The organism is Arthrobacter sp. zg-Y1110, assembly GCF_025244865.1.
In the GTDB taxonomy this organism is placed as follows: domain Bacteria; phylum Actinomycetota; class Actinomycetes; order Actinomycetales; family Micrococcaceae; genus Arthrobacter_B.
Genome location: NZ_CP104272.1, coordinates 1,298,059 through 1,317,448 on the forward strand (window position 1 = coordinate 1,298,059; position 19,390 = coordinate 1,317,448).

The window sequence follows — 19,390 nt, forward strand, 5'->3', positions numbered from 1 at the left end:
GAAGGCGTGTCAGACAATATCGTGAACCCCGAGGGCCTCGACGCCCAGCAGAATGATTCCTCCTTCGCCAACATCTGGCAGGAACTCCAGTGGCGAGGCCTTGTGCACGTCTCCACCGATGAGGCGGAACTGGAAAAACTCCTTGCCGGGGGACCGATCACGTATTACTGCGGCTTCGACCCGACGGCACCGAGCCTGCACCTTGGCAACCTGGTGCAGTTGATCACCATGCGGCGCCTGCAGCTTGCCGGCCACCGGCCGCTGGCCCTGGTCGGCGGTTCCACCGGGCTGGTCGGAGATCCGCGCCCGACGGCGGAACGCACCATGAATACCAAGGAAACCGTTGGCGAGTGGGTCGGGTACCTGCAGGGACAGGTGCAGCGCTTCCTTAGCTTCGAGGGTGACAACGCCGCCCGCATGGTGAACAACCTGGACTGGACCGCTCCGATGAGCGCCATCGATTTCCTGCGCGACGTCGGCAAGCACTTCCGGGTGGGCACGATGATCAAGAAGGAAATCGTCTCCTCTCGCCTGAACTCCGATGAAGGCATCAGCTACGCGGAGTTCAGCTACCAGGTCCTGCAGGGCATGGACTACCTCGAGCTCTTCCGCCAGTACAACTGCGTGCTCGAGACCGGCGGGTCCGACCAGTGGGGCAACCTCACCAGCGGCACCGAACTGGTACGCAAGGTAGAGGGCAAGACGGTCCACGCACTGGGCACCCCCCTGATCACCAACAGTGACGGCACCAAGTTCGGCAAGAGCGAAGGCAATGCGGTCTGGCTGGACGGGAACATGACCAGCCCGTACGCCATGTACCAGTTCTGGCTCAACACCTCGGATACCGACGTGGTTGACCGGCTCAAGGTCTTTACCTTCATGAGCAGGGCACGGATCGAAGAGCTGGCGCGTGCCGTGAAGGAAGCGCCGCACAAGCGGGAGGCACAGCGGGCCCTGGCCTACGACGTGACGTCACTGATTCACGGCACCGAGGCAACCGACAAGGCCATCGCTGCTTCGGCCGCACTGTTCGGGCAGGGTGACCTGACCGAACTCGACGAAGCCACCTTGAAGGCCGCGACGGAACAGCTGCCGACTGCCGTGGTGTCCCCGGATTCACTGGGCATCATTGACCTGCTTGTTGCGTCGGAGCTTTCCAAGACCAAGTCCGAAGCACGCCGCACGGTGTCCGAGGGTGGTGCCTACGTGAACAACGTCAAGGTCGCTGACGCCGACGCCGTAGTGGACTCGAAGGACCTGCTCCACGGCCGGTACCTGGTACTCCGGCGCGGAAAGCGGACCCTTGCGAGCGTTGAGGTCTCCGCCGTATAGTTTTAATGCTTCCTTCGAGGGGCTTCCAGTGGGGGACTTCCAGTGGGGGACTTCCACAGGGGACACTCAGTGGGGACTTCCAGGGAAGCAAGGGGCCGCTTCGGCGAAACCCCTGCAGGACTTGGGGCAGTCCTCGCCGGTCAAAGGCGAGGCTGCCGGCCCTGAATAAGGGGTGCGGAGGCTTGTGCGGCGGATCACTTCGATCCGGTTTGCAAGGACCGGAAGCGATGTGTAAAGTTACATGAGTCGCCGCGGCCGGGACGCTGGAAAAGCGCCCGAGCATGGCGGCCAAACCCCAACAAAAAACAGAGTCCAACCAGTGCGCGCCCTTTGCAGGGCCGGTGGAAAAGACTCCGTTGGATGCTGGGTCCGGAACGGCGTAAAACGCTTCTCACGGGCTCCCGACAAGGGAAACCGCGAATTGCAAATAACGCCGGAATGGAATAAGATATAAAACATTGCAGCGAAGAAGAAAAGGAAAACATTGTTTTCCCGAGTATTTTCGGATTGCGTCTGTTGTTTGAGAACTCAATAGTGTGCCAAGTTTATTGATACCAATTTATTTTGATTGGTTGAACAGGCCGTTTCCGCCCACCCCGTGGGTATGGGACGGTTTTTTTAGCCGGTTTCGAATTTAGTGCAGTGTCTGCAGCCAATTTTCCTTGGCTTCGGCACTGTGTCTGTAACACATTTACGGAGAGTTTGATCCTGGCTCAGGATGAACGCTGGCGGCGTGCTTAACACATGCAAGTCGAACGATGACTTCTGTGCTTGCACAGAATGATTAGTGGCGAACGGGTGAGTAACACGTGAGTAACCTGCCCCTGACTTCGGGATAAGCCTGGGAAACCGGGTCTAATACCGGATACAACGGACCACCGCATGGCGGTCCGTGGAAAGCTTTATGCGGTTTTGGATGGACTCGCGGCCTATCAGCTTGTTGGTTGGGGTAATGGCCCACCAAGGCGACGACGGGTAGCCGGCCTGAGAGGGTGACCGGCCACACTGGGACTGAGACACGGCCCAGACTCCTACGGGAGGCAGCAGTGGGGAATATTGCACAATGGGCGGAAGCCTGATGCAGCGACGCCGCGTGAGGGACGAATGCCTTCGGGTTGTAAACCTCTTTCAGCAGGGAAGAAGCGAAAGTGACGGTACCTGCAGAAGAAGCGCCGGCTAACTACGTGCCAGCAGCCGCGGTAATACGTAGGGCGCAAGCGTTATCCGGAATTATTGGGCGTAAAGAGCTCGTAGGCGGTTTGTCGCGTCTGCTGTGAAAGCCCGGGGCTCAACCCCGGGTCTGCAGTGGGTACGGGCAGACTAGAGTGATGTAGGGGAGACTGGAATTCCTGGTGTAGCGGTGAAATGCGCAGATATCAGGAGGAACACCGATGGCGAAGGCAGGTCTCTGGGCATTAACTGACGCTGAGGAGCGAAAGCATGGGGAGCGAACAGGATTAGATACCCTGGTAGTCCATGCCGTAAACGTTGGGCACTAGGTGTGGGGGACATTCCACGTTTTCCGCGCCGTAGCTAACGCATTAAGTGCCCCGCCTGGGGAGTACGGCCGCAAGGCTAAAACTCAAAGGAATTGACGGGGGCCCGCACAAGCGGCGGAGCATGCGGATTAATTCGATGCAACGCGAAGAACCTTACCAAGGCTTGACATGAACCGGAAAGGCCTGGAAACAGGTCCCCCACTTGTGGCCGGTTTACAGGTGGTGCATGGTTGTCGTCAGCTCGTGTCGTGAGATGTTGGGTTAAGTCCCGCAACGAGCGCAACCCTCGTTCTATGTTGCCAGCGCGTTATGGCGGGGACTCATAGGAGACTGCCGGGGTCAACTCGGAGGAAGGTGGGGACGACGTCAAATCATCATGCCCCTTATGTCTTGGGCTTCACGCATGCTACAATGGCCGGTACAAAGGGTTGCGATACTGTGAGGTGGAGCTAATCCCAAAAAGCCGGTCTCAGTTCGGATTGAGGTCTGCAACTCGACCTCATGAAGTTGGAGTCGCTAGTAATCGCAGATCAGCAACGCTGCGGTGAATACGTTCCCGGGCCTTGTACACACCGCCCGTCAAGTCACGAAAGTTGGTAACACCCGAAGCCGGTGGCCTAACCCCTTGTGGGAGGGAGCCGTCGAAGGTGGGACCGGCGATTGGGACTAAGTCGTAACAAGGTAGCCGTACCGGAAGGTGCGGCTGGATCACCTCCTTTCTAAGGAGCACCTCGAAGACCATGTCCTTCCACAGTGTTGGATGTGTGCTTTGCAGGAGATGCCCATATCGGAGACATATGTTCTCCGGTGGGTGCTCAAGGGTGGAATATCAATGGATAGGCGCCGGCATGCCGGCCGCAACGGATCAGTACGTTCCCTCCTTGGAGGGTTCCTGGAACCTCCTCTGCGGCCCTGGTAAGACCGGTTAGTCGTTTGGCACACTGTTGGGTCCTGAAGCAACAGGCACCCGGGTCTTCTCCTTTCCAAGGGGAGGTACCGCGGGTTTGCCGGTTTGTTTCTGTTTGTTCCTGCGCAGGCCGGAACCGTGTCATTGGCAGTCCCTTGCGGGGTTGCCGGGTGCGGGGACGGGTGTGACGGGGTTGTTGTTTGAGAACTACATAGTGGACGCGAGCATCTTAAAATATTAAGTGCAATTTCAGAAAAACCTGGTAGATCCGGGTGCCCCTTACAGGGTGCCTGGTGAGACCGTGGTTTTCTCGATAGCGATAATAAATTGATCTTTTGTGGTCAAGTTTTTAAGGGCACACGGTGGATGCCTTGGCATCAGGAGCCGAAGAAGGACGTAGGAATCTGCGATAAGCCTGGGGGAGTTGATAACCGAACTTTGATCCCAGGATGTCCGAATGGGGAAACCCCGCCCGGCGCGCGAGTGACCGGGTGACCCGCATCTGAACACATAGGGTGCGTGGAGGGAACGTGGGGAAGTGAAACATCTCAGTACCCACAGGAAGAGAAAACAACAGTGATTCCGTTAGTAGTGGCGAGCGAACGCGGAAGAGGCTAAACCAGTGGTGTGTGATAGCCGGCGGGCGTTGCATCACTGGGGTTGCGGGACTTTCCGTACCGATTCTGCCGGATCGGTGAAGTGAGTGCAGATGTATAGGTGAACCGGTTTGAAAGCCGGGCCGTAGAGGGTGTTAGCCCCGTAACCGGAATGCATGCTGCCGCTTGGAGAGGATCCCAAGTAGCACGGGGCCCGAGAAATCCCGTGCGAATCTGCCAGGACCACCTGGTAAGCCTAAATACTCCCTGATGACCGATAGCGGACAAGTACCGTGAGGGAAAGGTGAAAAGTACCCCGGGAGGGGAGTGAAATAGTACCTGAAACCGTGTGCCTACAAACCGTTGGAGCAGCTCTGATTGCTGTGACAGCGTGCCTTTTGAAGAATGAGCCTGCGAGTTAGTGTTACGTCGCGAGGTTAACCCGTGAGGGGAAGCCGTAGCGAAAGCGAGTCTGAATAGGGCGATGCAGTGGCGTGATCTAGACCCGAAGCGGAGTGATCTACCCATGGCCAGGTTGAAGCGACGGTAAGACGTCGTGGAGGACCGAACCCACTTCAGTTGAAAATGGAGGGGATGAGCTGTGGGTAGGGGTGAAAGGCCAATCAAACTCCGTGATAGCTGGTTCTCCCCGAAATGCATTTAGGTGCAGCGTTGCGTGTTTCTTACCGGAGGTAGAGCTACTGGATGGCTAATGGGCCCTACAAGGTTACTGACGTCAGCCAAACTCCGAATGCCGGTAAGTGAGAGCGCAGCAGTGAGACTGTGGGGGATAAGCTTCATAGTCGAGAGGGAAACAGCCCAGACCACCAACTAAGGCCCCTAAGCGTGTGCTAAGTGGGAAAGGATGTGGAGTTGCCCAGACAACCAGGAGGTTGGCTTAGAAGCAGCCACCCTTGAAAGAGTGCGTAATAGCTCACTGGTCAAGTGATTCCGCGCCGACAATGTAGCGGGGCTCAAGTACACCGCCGAAGTTGTGGATTTCAGATATAGATAAGCCTTCGTGGTTCAGTCGTCTGGAGTGGTAGGGGAGCGTCGTGTGGGCAGTGAAGCTGCGGTGTAAACCAGTGGTGGAGCCTACACGAGTGAGAATGCAGGCATGAGTAGCGAAAGACGGGTGAGAAACCCGTCCGCCGAATGATCAAGGGTTCCAGGGTCAAGCTAATCTGCCCTGGGTAAGTCGGGACCTAAGGCGAGGCCGACAGGCGTAGTCGATGGACAACGGGTTGATATTCCCGTACCGGCGAAGAACCGCCCATACCAAGCAGGGGACACTAACCGTCCGGAGCCTGCCCGATCACCCTTGTGGTGTGAGGGTTTTGGCCGAGCACGGGACCTGATCCTGGGAGGTAAGCGTATTAACAGGTGTGACGCAGGAAGGTAGCCGGGCCAGGCGATGGTAGACCTGGTCTAAGGACGTAGGGTCCGTGATAGGTAAATCCGTCACGGTGTCTTTGATGACGAACCTGAGATCCGACGGGACCCCCTCACGGGGGGATCCGGTGATCCTATGCTGCCTAGAAAAGCATCGGCGCGAGGTTCCAGCCGCCCGTACCCCAAACCGACACAGGTGATCAGGTAGAGAATACTAAGGCGATCGAGAGAATTATGGTTAAGGAACTCGGCAAAATGCCCCCGTAACTTCGGGAGAAGGGGGGCCCCAACCTTGATGGACACTTGCTGTCCGGAGGGGATCGGGGCCGCAGAGACCAGGGGGAAGCGACTGTTTACTAAAAACACAGGTCCGTGCGAAGTCGCAAGACGATGTATACGGACTGACTCCTGCCCGGTGCTGGAAGGTTAAGAGGACCGGTTAGCCCTTACGGGCGAAGCTGGGAATTTAAGCCCCAGTAAACGGCGGTGGTAACTATAACCATCCTAAGGTAGCGAAATTCCTTGTCGGGTAAGTTCCGACCTGCACGAATGGAGTAACGACTTCCCCGCTGTCTCAACCATAAACTCGGCGAAATTGCAGTACGAGTAAAGATGCTCGTTACGCGCAGCAGGACGGAAAGACCCCGAGACCTTTACTATAGTTTGGTATTGGTGTTCGGTGTGGCTTGTGTAGGATAGGTGGGAGACTGTGAGACCCGGACGCCAGTTCGGGTGGAGTCATCGTTGAAATACCACTCTGGTCATACTGGATATCTAACTTCGGCCCGTAATCCGGGTCAGGGACAGTGCCTGATGGGTAGTTTAACTGGGGCGGTTGCCTCCTAAAGAGTAACGGAGGCGCCCAAAGGTTCCCTCAGCCTGGTTGGCAATCAGGTGTCGAGTGTAAGTGCACAAGGGAGCTTGACTGTGAGAGAGACATCTCGAGCAGGGACGAAAGTCGGGACTAGTGATCCGGCGGTACATTGTGGAATGGCCGTCGCTCAACGGATAAAAGGTACCTCGGGGATAACAGGCTGATCTTGCCCAAGAGTCCATATCGACGGCATGGTTTGGCACCTCGATGTCGGCTCGTCGCATCCTGGGGCTGGAGTAGGTCCCAAGGGTTGGGCTGTTCGCCCATTAAAGCGGTACGCGAGCTGGGTTTAGAACGTCGTGAGACAGTTCGGTCCCTATCCGCTGCGCGCGCAGGAAATTTGAGAAGGGCTGTCCTTAGTACGAGAGGACCGGGACGGACGAACCTCTGGTGTGTCAGTTGTACTGCCAAGTGCACCGCTGATTAGCTACGTTCGGATGGGATAACCGCTGAAAGCATCTAAGCGGGAAGCCCGCTTCGAGATGAGATTTCCATACACCTTGTGTGTGAGAGGCCCCCAGCCAGACCACTGGGTTGATAGGCCGGATGTGGAAGCGGGGACTAAAGACCCGTGAAGCTGACCGGTACTAATAGGCCGATAACTTACACCACACCAGCACCTGGACGGACACGACTTCAAACGGTCCGTCAAAGTATAAAGGGTGTTGTTAGATCATGCTGCTTGCGTCCACTATGTGGTTCCCGGACAACAACCGTTGGTTGCTGCCCTGGAACACTGAATCCTTGCCCCTTGTCCAGGGGGCGGGTTCACAATTTACCGCACTGCCGGCACCCCTCATTGCGAGGTGGTTCCGGGACGTGTTGTAACCATTGTTTTCCCCACGCATACCCTGTTTTTAGCGGGTGTGTGGTGCGGGTAGAAGGGTTACGGCGGTCATAGCGTGGGGGAAACGCCCGGTCCCATTCCGAACCCGGAAGCTAAGACCCACAGCGCCGATGGTACTGCATCCGGGAGGATGTGGGAGAGTAGGTCACCGCCGGACAATAATTGAAGGTTGAGCCCGTACCAGTGTTGGTACGGGCTCTTCCTGTTTAACCCGCAGGACCTGCCAGGGATGCCGAAACGGCGGGGTCGGCGTCGTGCCCCGTACCTGGACCTTGGATGCCCGGCTGCGTTGGTGTCGAGACTCACTCACCAACAGGGCGTCAATGAGGCCGGCGGAATCGGCGCCAGGCAGCACACTGCACTAGAATTACCCAGAGGCATGATCGCCTCCCATAACTTTTACATCTTCATTACAGGTACATAGTGACGAGCGACTGCAGTAATTCCGTTGGTCGGCTCACGACGAGAGGAACTCAGCAGCATGTCAGAGCAAGATAACAGGGATCAGCGGGGCAGCGACGCAAACAACGCAGCCCGGAACAGCAACTCGTCAGACCGACGCGATGACCGCGGCCGTCCCGCCACGAATGACCGTAACGCGCCCAAGCGCTTTGAAGATCGCAAGCCGTCGTTCGGCGGCCGTCCCGCTCGTGACGGCGAACGTAAGTCTTTCGGAGACCGCGGAGCAGCCGGTAAGCCGTATTCGAAGGATCGCAAGCCGTCCTTCGGCGATCGTCCCGCACGAAGCGGCGATGACCGCCGTCCCGCACGCGACGGTGAACGTAAGCCCTTCTCTGAGCGAAGCGGCGAGCGTAAGCCCTTCGGCGACCGCAGCGATCGCAAGCCGTCGTTCGGCGGCGACGATCGTCGTCCTGCCCGTGACACCGAAGGCCGGACCCCCTTCAGCGATCGTTCTGACCGGAATGACCGTGCCAGCCGGGGGAGCGATGACCGTCGTCCGCCGCGTGATGGTGAACGGAAGTCGTTTGGTGATCGTGGGGATCGTAAGCCGTTCTCGCGCGATGATCGTCCGCAGCGTGATTCCCGTCCGCCGCGCGATGGTGAGCGTAAGCCGTTCGGTGACCGCGGAGACCGCAAGCCGTCGTTCGGCGGCGATGACCGTCGTCCCGCACGCGATGGTGAGCGGAAGCCGTTCTCCCGTGATTCCCGGCCGCCGCGTGATGGTGAGCGGAAGTCCTTCGGTGACCGCGGCGATCGTAAGCCGTTCTCGCGCGATGATCGTCCCCAGCGTGACAGCCGTCCGCCGCGCGATGGTGAGCGTAAGCCTTTCGGTGACCGCGGCGATCGTCCGCAGCGTGATTCCCGTCCGCCGCGCGATGGTGAGCGTCGTTCCTTTGGTGATCGCGGTCCGTCCGCTGAGCGTAAGCCTTTCGGTGACCGCGGAGACCGCAAGCCGTCGTTCGGCGGCGATGACCGCCGTCCCGCACGCGACGGTGAGCGGAAGCCGTTCTCCCGCGATTCCCGTCCGCCCCGTGATGGTGAGCGGAAGTCCTTCGGTGACCGCGGCGATCGTAAGCCGTTCTCCCGCGATGATCGTCCCCAGCGTGACAGCCGTCCGCCGCGTGACGGTGAGCGGAAGCCCTTCGGCGACCGCCCCTCACACGGTTCCGACCGTCCGTCGTTCCGCCGTGATGACGCCCCGGCAGCACCTCGTCCCCGTAATGCCAAGGACCTGCGCAGCGCCAACCGGCCCGACCGCGAACGCTCACCGGAAATCGATGAGGACGTTACAGGGCAGGAGCTGGACAAGGTCACCCGTGCCCAGCTGCGCAACTTGGAGGAAGTAAACAGCGAGTGGGTCGCCAAGCACCTGGTGATGGCCGGTCGCTTGATTGACGACGAGCCTGAGCTGGCTTTCCAGCACGCACTGGCCGCCAGCCGACGAGGCGGACGCATGGCAGTGGTCCGCGAAGCTGTCGGCCTGACCGCCTATGCAGCCGAGCACTTCGGTGAAGCCCTGCGCGAGTTCCGCACCTACCGCCGGATCAGCGGCTCCAATGCCTACCTGCCGATGATGGCCGACTGCGAACGCGGTCTGGGCCACCCGGAAAAGGCACTGGACATGGCCCGGTCCGACGACGCCAAGGACCTGGACACCGCCGGTCAGGTAGACCTCGCCATCGTCGTCTCCGGCGCCCGCATGGACATGGGCCAGTTCGACGCTGCTGTTGCCGCACTGGAGATCCCGCAGCTGGACCGTAACCGGGCCTTCTCCTACAGCCCCCGGCTGTTCCGTGCGTACGCGGACGCCCTGGAGGTTGCCGGCCGCAACGAAGAAGCACAGAAGTGGCAGAAGCAGGCCCTGCGGGCTGACGAAGCCCTGGGCTTCGGCGACTTTGCAGAGCCGGAAATCTTCGACCTGGTCCCTGAGGAAGAAGAACGCCCCAAGCGCCGTCCCGAGGCCCGCGAGGACCGCTCCGGCGCCTACTTCGCACCGGCCGAGGAAGCCCCGAAGGACAACCTCGACCCGTCCGACGACATCGACGCGCTGCCCAGCGACGAGCAGGAAAACCTGCTCACCGAGGACAGCGACGTCAATGACGACGGCGAGGCCGTGGAAGTCGTAGTCTCGGACTTCGATTACGACGATGAGGACGAGGAAACCCCTCATGAAGACGCCGACGAGACGGAGCAGCAGCGCACTGATGGCTAATCCTTCACTGGTCTCCGGTTACGACGCGGTCTTTTCCGATCTGGACGGCGTTGTCTACGCCGGACCGCACGCGATTCCGGGGGCCGTGGAGGCCCTCGGCAGGCTGGCTGATGAATCGGTCCAGCTTGCCTACATCACCAACAACGCATCGCGCTCCTCGGAAACTGTTGCCGACCACCTGCGCGAACTCGGAGCACCCGCCACCGCGGAAAACGTGTTCGGGTCCGCGCAGGCGGGTGCGGAGCTCCTGGCAACCAAGGTTGCCCCGGGAGCCAAGGTCCTGGTCACCGGCAGCGCGACCCTGGCCGCCGCCGTCGACGCGGTGGGCATGGTGCGCGTTGCCTCAGCCGACGACGCTCCCGACGCCGTTATCCAGGGGTTTGATCCCTCCCTGGGATGGGCCGACCTGGCTGAGGCGGCCTTCGCCGTAGGACGCGGAGCTGTCTGGGTGGCCACGAACACGGATCTCTCCATCCCACAGGCCCGCGGCATTGCGCCCGGCAACGGGACACTGGTGGCCGCCGTCGGCTCCGCCACGGGTCGGGTTCCTTTTGTTGCCGGCAAGCCTGAAGCTCCGCTGTTTACGACGGCGGCACGCCACCTGGACGTTCACCGCCCTCTGGTGGTGGGGGACCGGCTGGACACGGACATCCTGGGCGGCACCAATGCCGGTTTCGATACCGCGCTGGTACTCACCGGCGTCGACACCCCGCTGACGGCGCTGGCCGCACGGACGCAGGAGCGGCCCGTGTACCTCATTGAGAACCTCGAAGCGCTGTTTGAACCGTATCCGGTACCCGTTTTCGAGAGCGGGCAGTACCGCTGCGGCGCAGCTGCCGCCTGGGTGGAGGACACCGCTCTGGTCATTGCCGGCGATTCCTCGGACCTGGACAGCTGGCGCGCCGGCTGCGCCGCCTGGTGGGCCGCCTTCCCGGAGTTGGAATCGGCCCAGGCTCCCGAGATCCGCTGGACTGTCACCGCCCGCGGTTAGGCTTCCAAGAGAAGCTCCGTTCATCATTTACGCATTCACCGTCAATGCATCCAGCATGCAACCGCAGGAGGAAGACCGATGCCTGAATCCCAGCCGTCAAAGCCATGGCCGCAGACACCGGTCTCCACGGACGACGCCGCCGTCGATTCCCTGCTCGACGCCCTCGATCCGCTGGGTGCCCAGCCCGTGGCCGGCCACGCAGCGGTCTACCGGGAGCTGCACGATGCCCTGCTCACCGAACTGAACACCGAACCCCCGGCAGCGCCACCGGCGCCCGGCGACCACCTCGGGACTGCAGGCTAGGCATGCCCAGGCTCGACCAGGAACTCGTCACCCGAGGACTCGCCCGCTCCCGGACCCAGGCCGCCAAGCTGATTGCCGCAGGGCGGGTGCTGCGCGCCGGGAAACCCGCCGTCAAACCGTCGGCACCGGTGGATGCCGGCGAACGCCTTGTGGTGCTCGACGACGGTCTGCCGGACTATGTCAGCCGCGCCGGGCACAAGCTGGCCGGCGCACTTGCTGCCTTCCCTGCCGTGCAGCCGAACGGACTGCGCTGCCTGGACGCCGGCGCCTCCACCGGAGGCTTCACCGACGTCCTGCTCCGCTCCGGCGCCGCACACGTGGCCGCCGTCGACGTCGGGCACGGGCAGCTGGTGGAACCGCTGCGGCAGGATCCCCGGGTCAGTGTCTACGAGGGCATGAATGTGCGTTACCTCGACCCGGCGGACATCGGGGGGACCGTTGACCTGACGGTGGCGGATCTGTCGTTCATCTCCCTGACGATGGTCGTTGGACCGTTGGCGGCCGCCACCCGCCCCGGCGGAAGCCTGCTGCTGATGGTGAAACCCCAGTTCGAGGTGGGGCGTGAGAGGCTGGACCGGACGGGGGTCGTCACCGATCCGCTCCAGCACCGCTCGGCCGTAACGTCCGTAGCGGCGGCTGCGCTCGGTGCGGGGTTGGACATCGCAGGCATTGCACCAAGCCCGCTTCCCGGCCAGAACGGCAACGTGGAGTTCTTTATGTGGCTGCAGGTGCCCCGGCAGCACTCCGCCTCCACAGCTGACCAAACCGCGGGAAGCGAGCATGGCGCCGGCCCGTCGCCGGCCGCTGCCGCCGCCGAACTGGTAGATACGGCGTTTGCCGGGTTTGCGGAGCGGAAGCCCGCCGTAGAAGACTGACGGATGGGCATGCCGCAGGCATTCACCCGTAGGACGAAGAGGATGAAGACGGACATGAGCAGACGCATACTGGTTTTGGCCCACACCGGGCGGCGGGCCGCCATGACCGCTGCCCAGGAAGCCTGCACCCAGCTTCATTCCTCCGGACTTGTTCCGGTGATGCGGCGGAGCGACCTTGAAGACATCCAGGCCGAATACGGAGTGCTCACCGCCCCCACGGAAATCCTCGACGAGGATGTTGCACTGGACGACGTAGACCTGGGCATGGTGCTTGGAGGCGACGGGACCATCCTGCGTGCCGCGGAACTGGTCCGCGGAACCAGCGTGCCCCTGCTGGGCGTAAACCTCGGACACGTAGGCTTCCTGGCCGAAAGTGAGCGTGCGGACCTCGCCCAGACCGTCCACTGGGTGGTGGAACGGGCCTACACGGTTGAAGAACGCATGACCATTGACGTCAAGGTCTGGCTCGGCGGAGAACTCGTCGCCCGGACGTGGGCGTTGAACGAGGCAGCCGTGGAAAAGGCCGACCGCCAGCGGATGCTCGAAGTGGTCATTGAAGTAGATGCCCGCCCCATCAGCTCCTTTGGATGCGACGGTGTCGTACTGGCCACGCCCACCGGCTCCACCGCCTACGCCTTCTCCGCCGGCGGCCCCGTGGTCTGGCCCGAGGTGGAAGCCCTGCTGCTGGCACCCATCAGCGCGCACGCTCTGTTCGCCAAGCCGTTGGTCGTGTCGCCGGCGTCCGTACTGGCGGTGGAGATCCTGACCCGTACCGACGCTGCCGGTGTGCTCTGGTGCGACGGCCGGCGAAGCGTCGATCTGCCGCCGGGATCACGCGTGGAGGTGACCCGGTCCAAGACACCCGTCCGCCTGGCACGCACGCATCTCACCCCGTTCTCGGAGCGGCTGGTCCGTAAGTTCCAGCTGCCCACCCACGGATGGCGCGGACCGGCTCCGGTACCCGCCGTCGGGACCCAGCTTAGCCCTGCAGTAGACCAGGCGGATCCTCGCGGGAACCGTGCCGACGGCGGCGCAGCAAATGCCCGGCCGGCAGCCAGGGACGCAGCAGTTTCGGACAGCGGAGGCATTGTCGAATGATTGAGGAAATCCGTATCCGGGACCTCGGTGTCATCACCGACGCCACCCTGGAACTAGGCCCGGGGTTCACTGTGGTGACCGGTGAAACCGGCGCCGGCAAGACCATGGTCATTACCGCACTGGGACTGCTCCTGGGTGCACGTTCCGACGCCGGTGCCGTCCGCATTGGTGCCAAGTCCGCCGTCGCCGAGGCGCTCGTGCATGTGGATCCGCAGAGCGCAGCGGCCATCCGTGCGGCCGAGGCAGGAGCCGAACTCGAAGAGTACGACGGCGCCGCCGAACTTACGCTGGTCCGTACCGTCAATGCAGACGGCCGCAGCCGTGCACATGTGGGCGGACGGTCGGCTCCGGTGGGCGTGCTGGCGGAAATCGGAGAGCATCTGGTGGTGGTCCATGGACAGACCGACCAGCTGCGCCTGAAGAGCGCTGCAGCCCAACGGGAGGCGCTGGACAAGTACGCCGGTTCCCCGCTTGCTGCCGAACTCGGCACCTACCGCGAGGATTACGCCCGCTGGCGGACTGCGGCAAAGGAACTCGCGGAACTGCGGGACCAGGCCCGGGACCGGCTGCGTGAAGCCGAATACCTGACTGCCGCGCTGGAGGAAATCGAAGCGGTGGATCCGCAGCCGGGGGAGGACGATTCCCTCAAGGCGGAGGCCATGCGCCTGAGCAACCTCGAGGAACTGCGCACCGCCGCGGTGAGCGCCCACGCGGCCCTGATCGCGGACGACTTCGCCGACGGCGGCGACGCCACGTCGCTGGTGGACGCAGCCAAGCGGCAGCTGGAATCGGCAGGGGAGCACGATCCGGCCCTTGCCGCTTCCGGGCAGCGCCTGGCCGAGGTGGGATATATCCTGGCCGACATCGCCACCGAGCTTGCCAGCTACGGGGCTTCACTGGACTCCGAGGGACCGGAACGGCTGGCCGAGGTGGAGTCACGCCGGGCGGAACTGGCAGGCCTGGTCCGCAAATACGCCCCCTCGATCGACGGGGTCCTGGAGTGGAGCGGCGAAAGCGCCAAACGCCTCGCCGAACTCAGCTCCGACGATTCCCGGATCGAAGCCCTGGAGGCGGAGATCGGCGCCCTTGGCGAACGCCTGGCAACCCGCGGTGCGGCCCTGACCAAACTGCGGACCGAGGCGGCCGCGGAACTCGCCCAGCGGGTCAGTGACGAACTCACGGCCCTGGCGATGAAGGACGCCAACCTGGTCATCGAGGTGGAACCCACGGGGGAGCCGGGACCGCACGGCGCCGACAGCATTTCCTTCCTGCTCGCACCGCATCCCGGTGCCCCGGCCCGCCCGCTGGGGAAGGGCGCGTCCGGCGGTGAACTCTCGCGCGTAATGCTGGCGATCGAAGTGGTCCTGGCTGCGGTGGATCCGGTCCCCACCTTCATCTTCGACGAAGTGGATGCAGGCGTCGGCGGCAAGGCGGCGGTCGAGATCGGCCGCCGGCTGGCCATGCTGGCGAAGCATGTGCAGGTGATCGTCGTGACCCACCTTCCGCAGGTGGCTGCGTTCGCCGATCATCACATCCGCGTGATCAAAACCTCCACGGCAGCCGACGACGGTTCGGGCGTCACCGCCAGCGACGTCCGGGTGCTGGGCCAGGAGGAGCGGATCAAGGAACTCGCCCGGATGCTTGCCGGGCAGGAGGATTCGGCGTCGGCCCGTGCCCACGCCGAGGAACTGCTGGATTCAGCGGGGCATCTTCAGTGAAGTCCCGCAGGAATCCAGACACAGGTCAAACCCGAAACGACAAAAGGTGATAGGCTCGAACTCCGTGGTGCAGCGATCAAATTCCAGGTTTCCCAAGTCGTCTTCTACGACCAAACACATCTTCGTCACCGGTGGCGTGGCGTCCTCACTTGGCAAGGGACTGACAGCGTCAAGTCTCGGCCATTTGTTGAGGTCGCGCGGCATAGCGGTGACCATGCAGAAGCTCGATCCGTATTTGAATGTGGATCCGGGCACAATGAACCCCTTCCAGCACGGCGAAGTCTTCGTGACCGACGACGGCGCCGAGACCGACCTCGACATCGGACACTACGAGCGGTTCCTTGATGAGAGCCTCGACGGTTCCGCCAACGTAACCACCGGCCAGGTGTACTCGACGGTCATCGCCAAGGAGCGCCGCGGCGAATACCTCGGCGACACGGTCCAGGTCATTCCTCACATCACCGACGAGATCAAGCGCCGGATGCGCCTGCCCTCCGAGGCGAAGAAGACCCCCGACGTCATCATCACCGAAATCGGCGGCACGGTGGGCGACATCGAGTCCCAGCCGTTCCTGGAAGCGGCCCGCCAGGTCCGCCAGGACATCGGGCGCAGCAACGTCTTCTTCCTGCATGTTTCCCTCGTGCCGTACATCGGCCCGTCGCAGGAACTGAAGACCAAGCCGACCCAGCATTCCGTGGCCGCCCTGCGGTCCATCGGCATCCAGCCGGACGCGATTGTCATCCGTTCGGACCGTCCGGTGCCCGATGCCATGCGCAACAAGATCGGCCGCATGTGCGACGTCGATGTTGATGCCGTCATCGGCTGCCCGGATGCCCCGAGCATCTACGACATCCCCAAGACCCTTCACTCCCAGGGCCTGGACGCGTACATCGTCCAGCACCTGGACCTGAAGTTCAAGGACGTCAACTGGACCAAGTGGGACCGCCTGCTTGAATCCGTGCACAACCCGAAGCACCACGTGGACATTGCCCTCGTGGGCAAGTACGTGGATCTGCCGGACGCCTACCTGTCGGTTACCGAAGCACTGCGTGCCGGCGGCTTCGCCAACAAGGCCAAGGTCAATATCCGCTGGGTGCCCTCGGATGACTGCGATACCCCCGAAGGTGCAGCCAAGGCCCTGGCCGGCGCGGACGCCATCTGCGTTCCCGGCGGCTTCGGTATCCGCGGCCTCGAGGGCAAGCTCGGCGCCCTGACCTACGCCCGTGAGAACAAGCTTCCGACGCTGGGCCTGTGCCTTGGCCTGCAGTGCATGGTCATTGAATACGCCCGCAACGTGGTTGGCCTGGAAGGCGCTTCCTCCTCCGAGTTCGAACCGGATACCCAGTACCCGGTTATCGCCACCATGGCCGAGCAGAAGGACATTGTTGCCGGCGGCGGCGACATGGGAGGCACCATGCGCCTGGGCCTGTGGGACGCGAAGCTGGAACCGGAATCCGTGGTTGCCAAGACCTACGGCAAGACGGAGGTGGCCGAGCGCCACCGCCACCGCTACGAGGTCAACAACCAGTACCGCGACCAGATTGCCGACGCCGGCCTGGTGTTCTCCGGAACCACCACTGACGGCGGCCTGGTGGAGTTCGTCGAGCTTCCGGCCGATGTGCACCCGTACTACGTGTCCACGCAGGCACACCCGGAGCTCAGCTCCCGTCCGACGCGTCCGCACCCGCTGTTCGCCGGACTCGTCAAGGCTGCCCTGGCCCACCAGAGCGGCAAGGCCTAGCCATGGCACCGGGGTTCGCCGACGAACAAAGCCCGCGCCCGCTGCTGGAATCGGAAACGGTTTACAGCGGTCCGGTGTGGGACGTGGTCAAGGAGAAATTCCTCCTGACCGACGACGGCGAACCCCTGGTCCGTGACTACATCGCCCACCCGGGGGCGGTGGCCATCCTGGCCATGAACGACGCGGGGCAGGTGCTGCTGATCAACCAGTACCGGCACCCGGTCCGGATGACCCTATGGGAAATCCCGGCCGGGCTGCTGGACGTGGACGGTGAAGACTTCCAGGTCGGCGCCGCACGCGAACTGGCCGAGGAAGCAGACCTGGAAGCCTCCGAGTGGCAGGTCCTCACGGACCTGTTCCTCTCACCCGGCTCCTCCCGGGAAGCCTTGCGCATCTACCTGGCCCGCGGCATCTCCGAGGTCCCGGAGGCACAGCGGCACACCAGGACCCATGAGGAAGCCGAAATTACTACCGCATGGGTGGATTTGGATGAGGCCGTGCAGGCAGCCCTGCAGGGACGCATGCACAGCCCTTCCGCAGTGGCCGCCGTCCTGGCCGCCGCCGTCGCCCGCGGCAACGGGTACCGCGACCTGCGGCCCGCCGACGCTCCGTGGCCCGAACACCACTCGCAGCACTCCTCCTGGGCCAACGGCCCCGTGCGCTAGGAACCACAATGCCCGGCGCTGATGCTGATGCCAGTTCTACGATTAACGACACCGTTGCCATTCGCCTGCACGGATCCCTGAACCCCACCCTCAAGCTGGACCTGGAATCGGAAGAGGCCCGCAGGCTGCGGGACGCAGACCTGGCCGAGCTGGACCGGACCGGATCCATGCAGCCGCCGCCCCGGAACCCGGCGGTCCCGGAGCCCGGGACCGAGGCCGAACCAAACCCGGCGCCCGCCCGCAAAACCCGAGCCGCATCCGCCCCCAAGCCTGCCACCCAGGCACGCTCCCGGGCTGCAACCATGATTTCGGCGGCTGAGGAACTGCGCTCCACGCCGGCCGGACGGGCCATCGGCAGCTATCTGCAGCACATGGCCGTTGAACGCGGGCTGGCGGTCAATACCCTCGATGCCTACCGCCGGGACCTGCTGCGGTACGCCCGCTTCCTGAGTGCCCGGGGCGTGGAGGATATTTCGCGGATCTCCCGCCACGACGTCACAGCGTTTGCCCAATCGATTTCCGAAGGCTCAGACGGTGCCTCCGCACTGAGCGTCCGCTCCGCTGCCCGCACCATCGTGGCGGTGCGCGGACTGCACCGGTTCTGGGCGCTCGAAGGCATGACCGCCGCCGATCCGGCGTCGGACGTACACCCGCCCATGCCGGGCAAGCGGCTGCCCAAAGCGATCAGCGTCAATGAGGTCACGCGCATCCTGGAGGCTGTCAGCCTTGATACGCCCTCCGGGCTGCGGGACCGCGCCCTGCTGGAGTTCCTGTACTCCACCGGAGCGCGCATCAGCGAGGCCGTGGGTCTGGACGTCGATGACCTGTCGCTGGAGCGTATCCCGGCCAAGGGGCCGGATGTCGTGCGGCTGTTCGGCAAGGGCTCCAAGGAACGGCTGGTTCCGCTCGGTTCCTATGCCGCCCGAGCCCTGGACGAGTACCTGGTCCGCGGACGCCCGGCGGCCTCGGCCAAGGGCAAGGGGACACCTGCCCTCTTCCTGAATGCCCGCGGCGGACGGCTGTCCCGGCAAAGCGCCTGGACCATCTTGAAGAACGCCGCCGAGAAGGCCGATATCGGCCGGGATGTTTCGCCGCACACCCTGCGGCATTCGTTCGCCACGCACCTGCTCGAAGGCGGTGCGGATGTCCGTGTGGTCCAGGAGCTGCTCGGCCATGCCTCGGTGACCACCACGCAGGTCTATACGCTGGTGACGGCGGAAACACTGCGCGAGGTCTACGCCGCAGCCCACCCGCGGGCACTGTAGTGGAGTTCCGCGCCGCGCCGGTTGTCCTCTGCTTCCTGTTCCGGGAGACGCCGGACGGTCCGCAGGTGCTGATGGGATTGAAGAAGACCGGCTTCGGCCTGGGCCGGGTCGTGACCCTGGGCGGACACATCGAAGCCGGAGAAACCCCGGAGCAGGCCGCCGTGCGCGAGGTGGAGGAAGAATCCGGCGTCATAGTCGCGGAGAACGACCTGCAGCCGGCCGGGACCATCGAGTGGATTTTCCCGGCGCAGCCCGGCCTGGACATGTCCACCGTGCTGTTCCGTGCACACCGTTGGGACGGCGAACCCGGGGAGAGCGACGAGATCCAGCCGGCCTGGTATCCGGCAGGGGACATGCCCTACGCCAACATGTGGCCGGATTCGGCCCTCTGGATGCCCCGCCTTCTGGCCGGCGAATATTTCAACGCTGTCATCACTATCGCTGCCGACAACGTCAACGTTTCGAGCGTCGTCTTTTCCTAGGCAACGACATAACACCGTCGCGAAAAGGCGGGGTCTGGAGCAGCGCGGACCCGGAGATGGAACCGGGCCCAGGGATGCGGCGGCGTTCGGGAGGCGCCGGGGGAGGCAACGTGCCCCCTGGTGAGGCGCCT

At 62.9% G+C, this 19,390-nt stretch carries 11 protein-coding genes and 3 rRNA genes; all 14 read left to right on the forward strand.

The features are described from left to right. Positions 1–6: 6 nt before the first annotated feature. The 14 genes from tyrS to N2K99_RS06070 all read left to right on the forward strand — a co-directional run bounded on the left by tyrS (position 7) and on the right by N2K99_RS06070 (position 19,259). Positions 7–1,332, forward strand: coding sequence for a tyrosine--tRNA ligase (tyrS, locus tag N2K99_RS06005; RefSeq protein ID WP_227934603.1), 1,326 nt, complete (start codon positions 7–9; stop codon positions 1,330–1,332). Positions 1,333–2,022: 690 nt separating this feature from the next. Further along, positions 2,023–3,550 (forward strand): 16S ribosomal RNA (locus N2K99_RS06010). A gap of 527 nt (positions 3,551–4,077) precedes the next feature. Then, a 23S ribosomal RNA gene (locus N2K99_RS06015) occupies positions 4,078–7,212 on the forward strand. Between the two features lie 275 nt (positions 7,213–7,487). Then, a 5S ribosomal RNA gene (gene rrf, locus N2K99_RS06020) occupies positions 7,488–7,604 on the forward strand. Together the 16S, 23S and 5S rRNA genes form the textbook arrangement of a ribosomal RNA operon. A gap of 324 nt (positions 7,605–7,928) precedes the next feature. Further along, positions 7,929–10,121, forward strand: a complete 2,193-nt coding sequence (locus tag N2K99_RS06025; protein WP_227933230.1) for a hypothetical protein — start codon at positions 7,929–7,931, stop codon at positions 10,119–10,121. Beyond that, positions 10,114–11,112 carry an HAD-IIA family hydrolase gene (locus N2K99_RS06030; RefSeq protein WP_227933231.1) on the forward strand — a complete coding sequence of 333 codons (999 nt, stop codon included), beginning with the start codon at positions 10,114–10,116 and terminating at the stop codon, positions 11,110–11,112. Before N2K99_RS06025 ends, N2K99_RS06030 begins: the two co-directional genes overlap by 8 nt. A gap of 78 nt (positions 11,113–11,190) precedes the next feature. Then, positions 11,191–11,415 carry a hypothetical protein gene (locus tag N2K99_RS06035; RefSeq protein WP_227922721.1) on the forward strand — a complete coding sequence of 75 codons (225 nt, stop codon included), beginning with the start codon at positions 11,191–11,193 and terminating at the stop codon, positions 11,413–11,415. A gap of 2 nt (positions 11,416–11,417) precedes the next feature. Then, a complete protein-coding gene (locus N2K99_RS06040) occupies positions 11,418–12,290 on the forward strand; it encodes a TlyA family RNA methyltransferase (RefSeq protein WP_227933232.1) in 873 nt (290 codons plus the stop codon). A 54-nt stretch (positions 12,291–12,344) separates the two neighbouring features. Continuing rightward, on the forward strand, positions 12,345–13,388 hold the full coding sequence (locus N2K99_RS06045) for an NAD kinase (RefSeq protein WP_227933233.1): 1,044 nt from the start codon (positions 12,345–12,347) through the stop codon (positions 13,386–13,388). Then, on the forward strand, positions 13,385–15,106 hold the full coding sequence (recN, locus tag N2K99_RS06050) for a DNA repair protein RecN (protein ID WP_227933234.1): 1,722 nt from the start codon (positions 13,385–13,387) through the stop codon (positions 15,104–15,106). The genes N2K99_RS06045 and recN overlap by 4 nt, the downstream gene beginning before the upstream one ends. 46 nt (positions 15,107–15,152) lie before the next feature. Continuing rightward, positions 15,153–16,847 (forward strand): CTP synthase, encoded by a 1,695-nt coding sequence (locus N2K99_RS06055; RefSeq protein WP_308036363.1) that lies wholly within the window; start codon positions 15,153–15,155, stop codon positions 16,845–16,847. A 2-nt stretch (positions 16,848–16,849) separates the two neighbouring features. After that, complete coding sequence (locus tag N2K99_RS06060; protein WP_227922710.1) at positions 16,850–17,512, forward strand: NUDIX hydrolase; 663 nt, start codon at positions 16,850–16,852, stop codon at positions 17,510–17,512. Positions 17,513–17,814: 302 nt separating this feature from the next. Beyond that, positions 17,815–18,777, forward strand: a complete 963-nt coding sequence (xerD, locus tag N2K99_RS06065) for a site-specific tyrosine recombinase XerD (RefSeq protein WP_227922815.1) — start codon at positions 17,815–17,817, stop codon at positions 18,775–18,777. Further along, positions 18,777–19,259, forward strand: a complete 483-nt coding sequence (locus N2K99_RS06070; protein WP_227933235.1) for an 8-oxo-dGTP diphosphatase — start codon at positions 18,777–18,779, stop codon at positions 19,257–19,259. The genes xerD and N2K99_RS06070 overlap by 1 nt, the downstream gene beginning before the upstream one ends. The last annotated feature ends 131 nt before the right edge of the window (positions 19,260–19,390 follow it).

What these genes read in the sequence shown, in the direction of transcription:
- N2K99_RS06045 (WP_227933233.1), top strand. Translation starts at nt 12,345, where the DNA reads ATGAGCAGACGCATACTGGTTTTGGCCCACACCGGGCGGCGGGCCGCC.
- N2K99_RS06040 (WP_227933232.1), top strand. Translation starts at nt 11,418, where the DNA reads ATGCCCAGGCTCGACCAGGAACTCGTCACCCGAGGACTCGCCCGCTCC.
- xerD (WP_227922815.1), top strand. Translation starts at nt 17,815, where the DNA reads ATGATTTCGGCGGCTGAGGAACTGCGCTCCACGCCGGCCGGACGGGCC.
- N2K99_RS06060 (WP_227922710.1), top strand. Translation starts at nt 16,850, where the DNA reads ATGGCACCGGGGTTCGCCGACGAACAAAGCCCGCGCCCGCTGCTGGAA.
- N2K99_RS06025 (WP_227933230.1), top strand. Translation starts at nt 7,929, where the DNA reads ATGTCAGAGCAAGATAACAGGGATCAGCGGGGCAGCGACGCAAACAAC.
- N2K99_RS06035 (WP_227922721.1), top strand. Translation starts at nt 11,191, where the DNA reads ATGCCTGAATCCCAGCCGTCAAAGCCATGGCCGCAGACACCGGTCTCC.
- recN (WP_227933234.1), top strand. Translation starts at nt 13,385, where the DNA reads ATGATTGAGGAAATCCGTATCCGGGACCTCGGTGTCATCACCGACGCC.
- N2K99_RS06030 (WP_227933231.1), top strand. Translation starts at nt 10,114, where the DNA reads ATGGCTAATCCTTCACTGGTCTCCGGTTACGACGCGGTCTTTTCCGAT.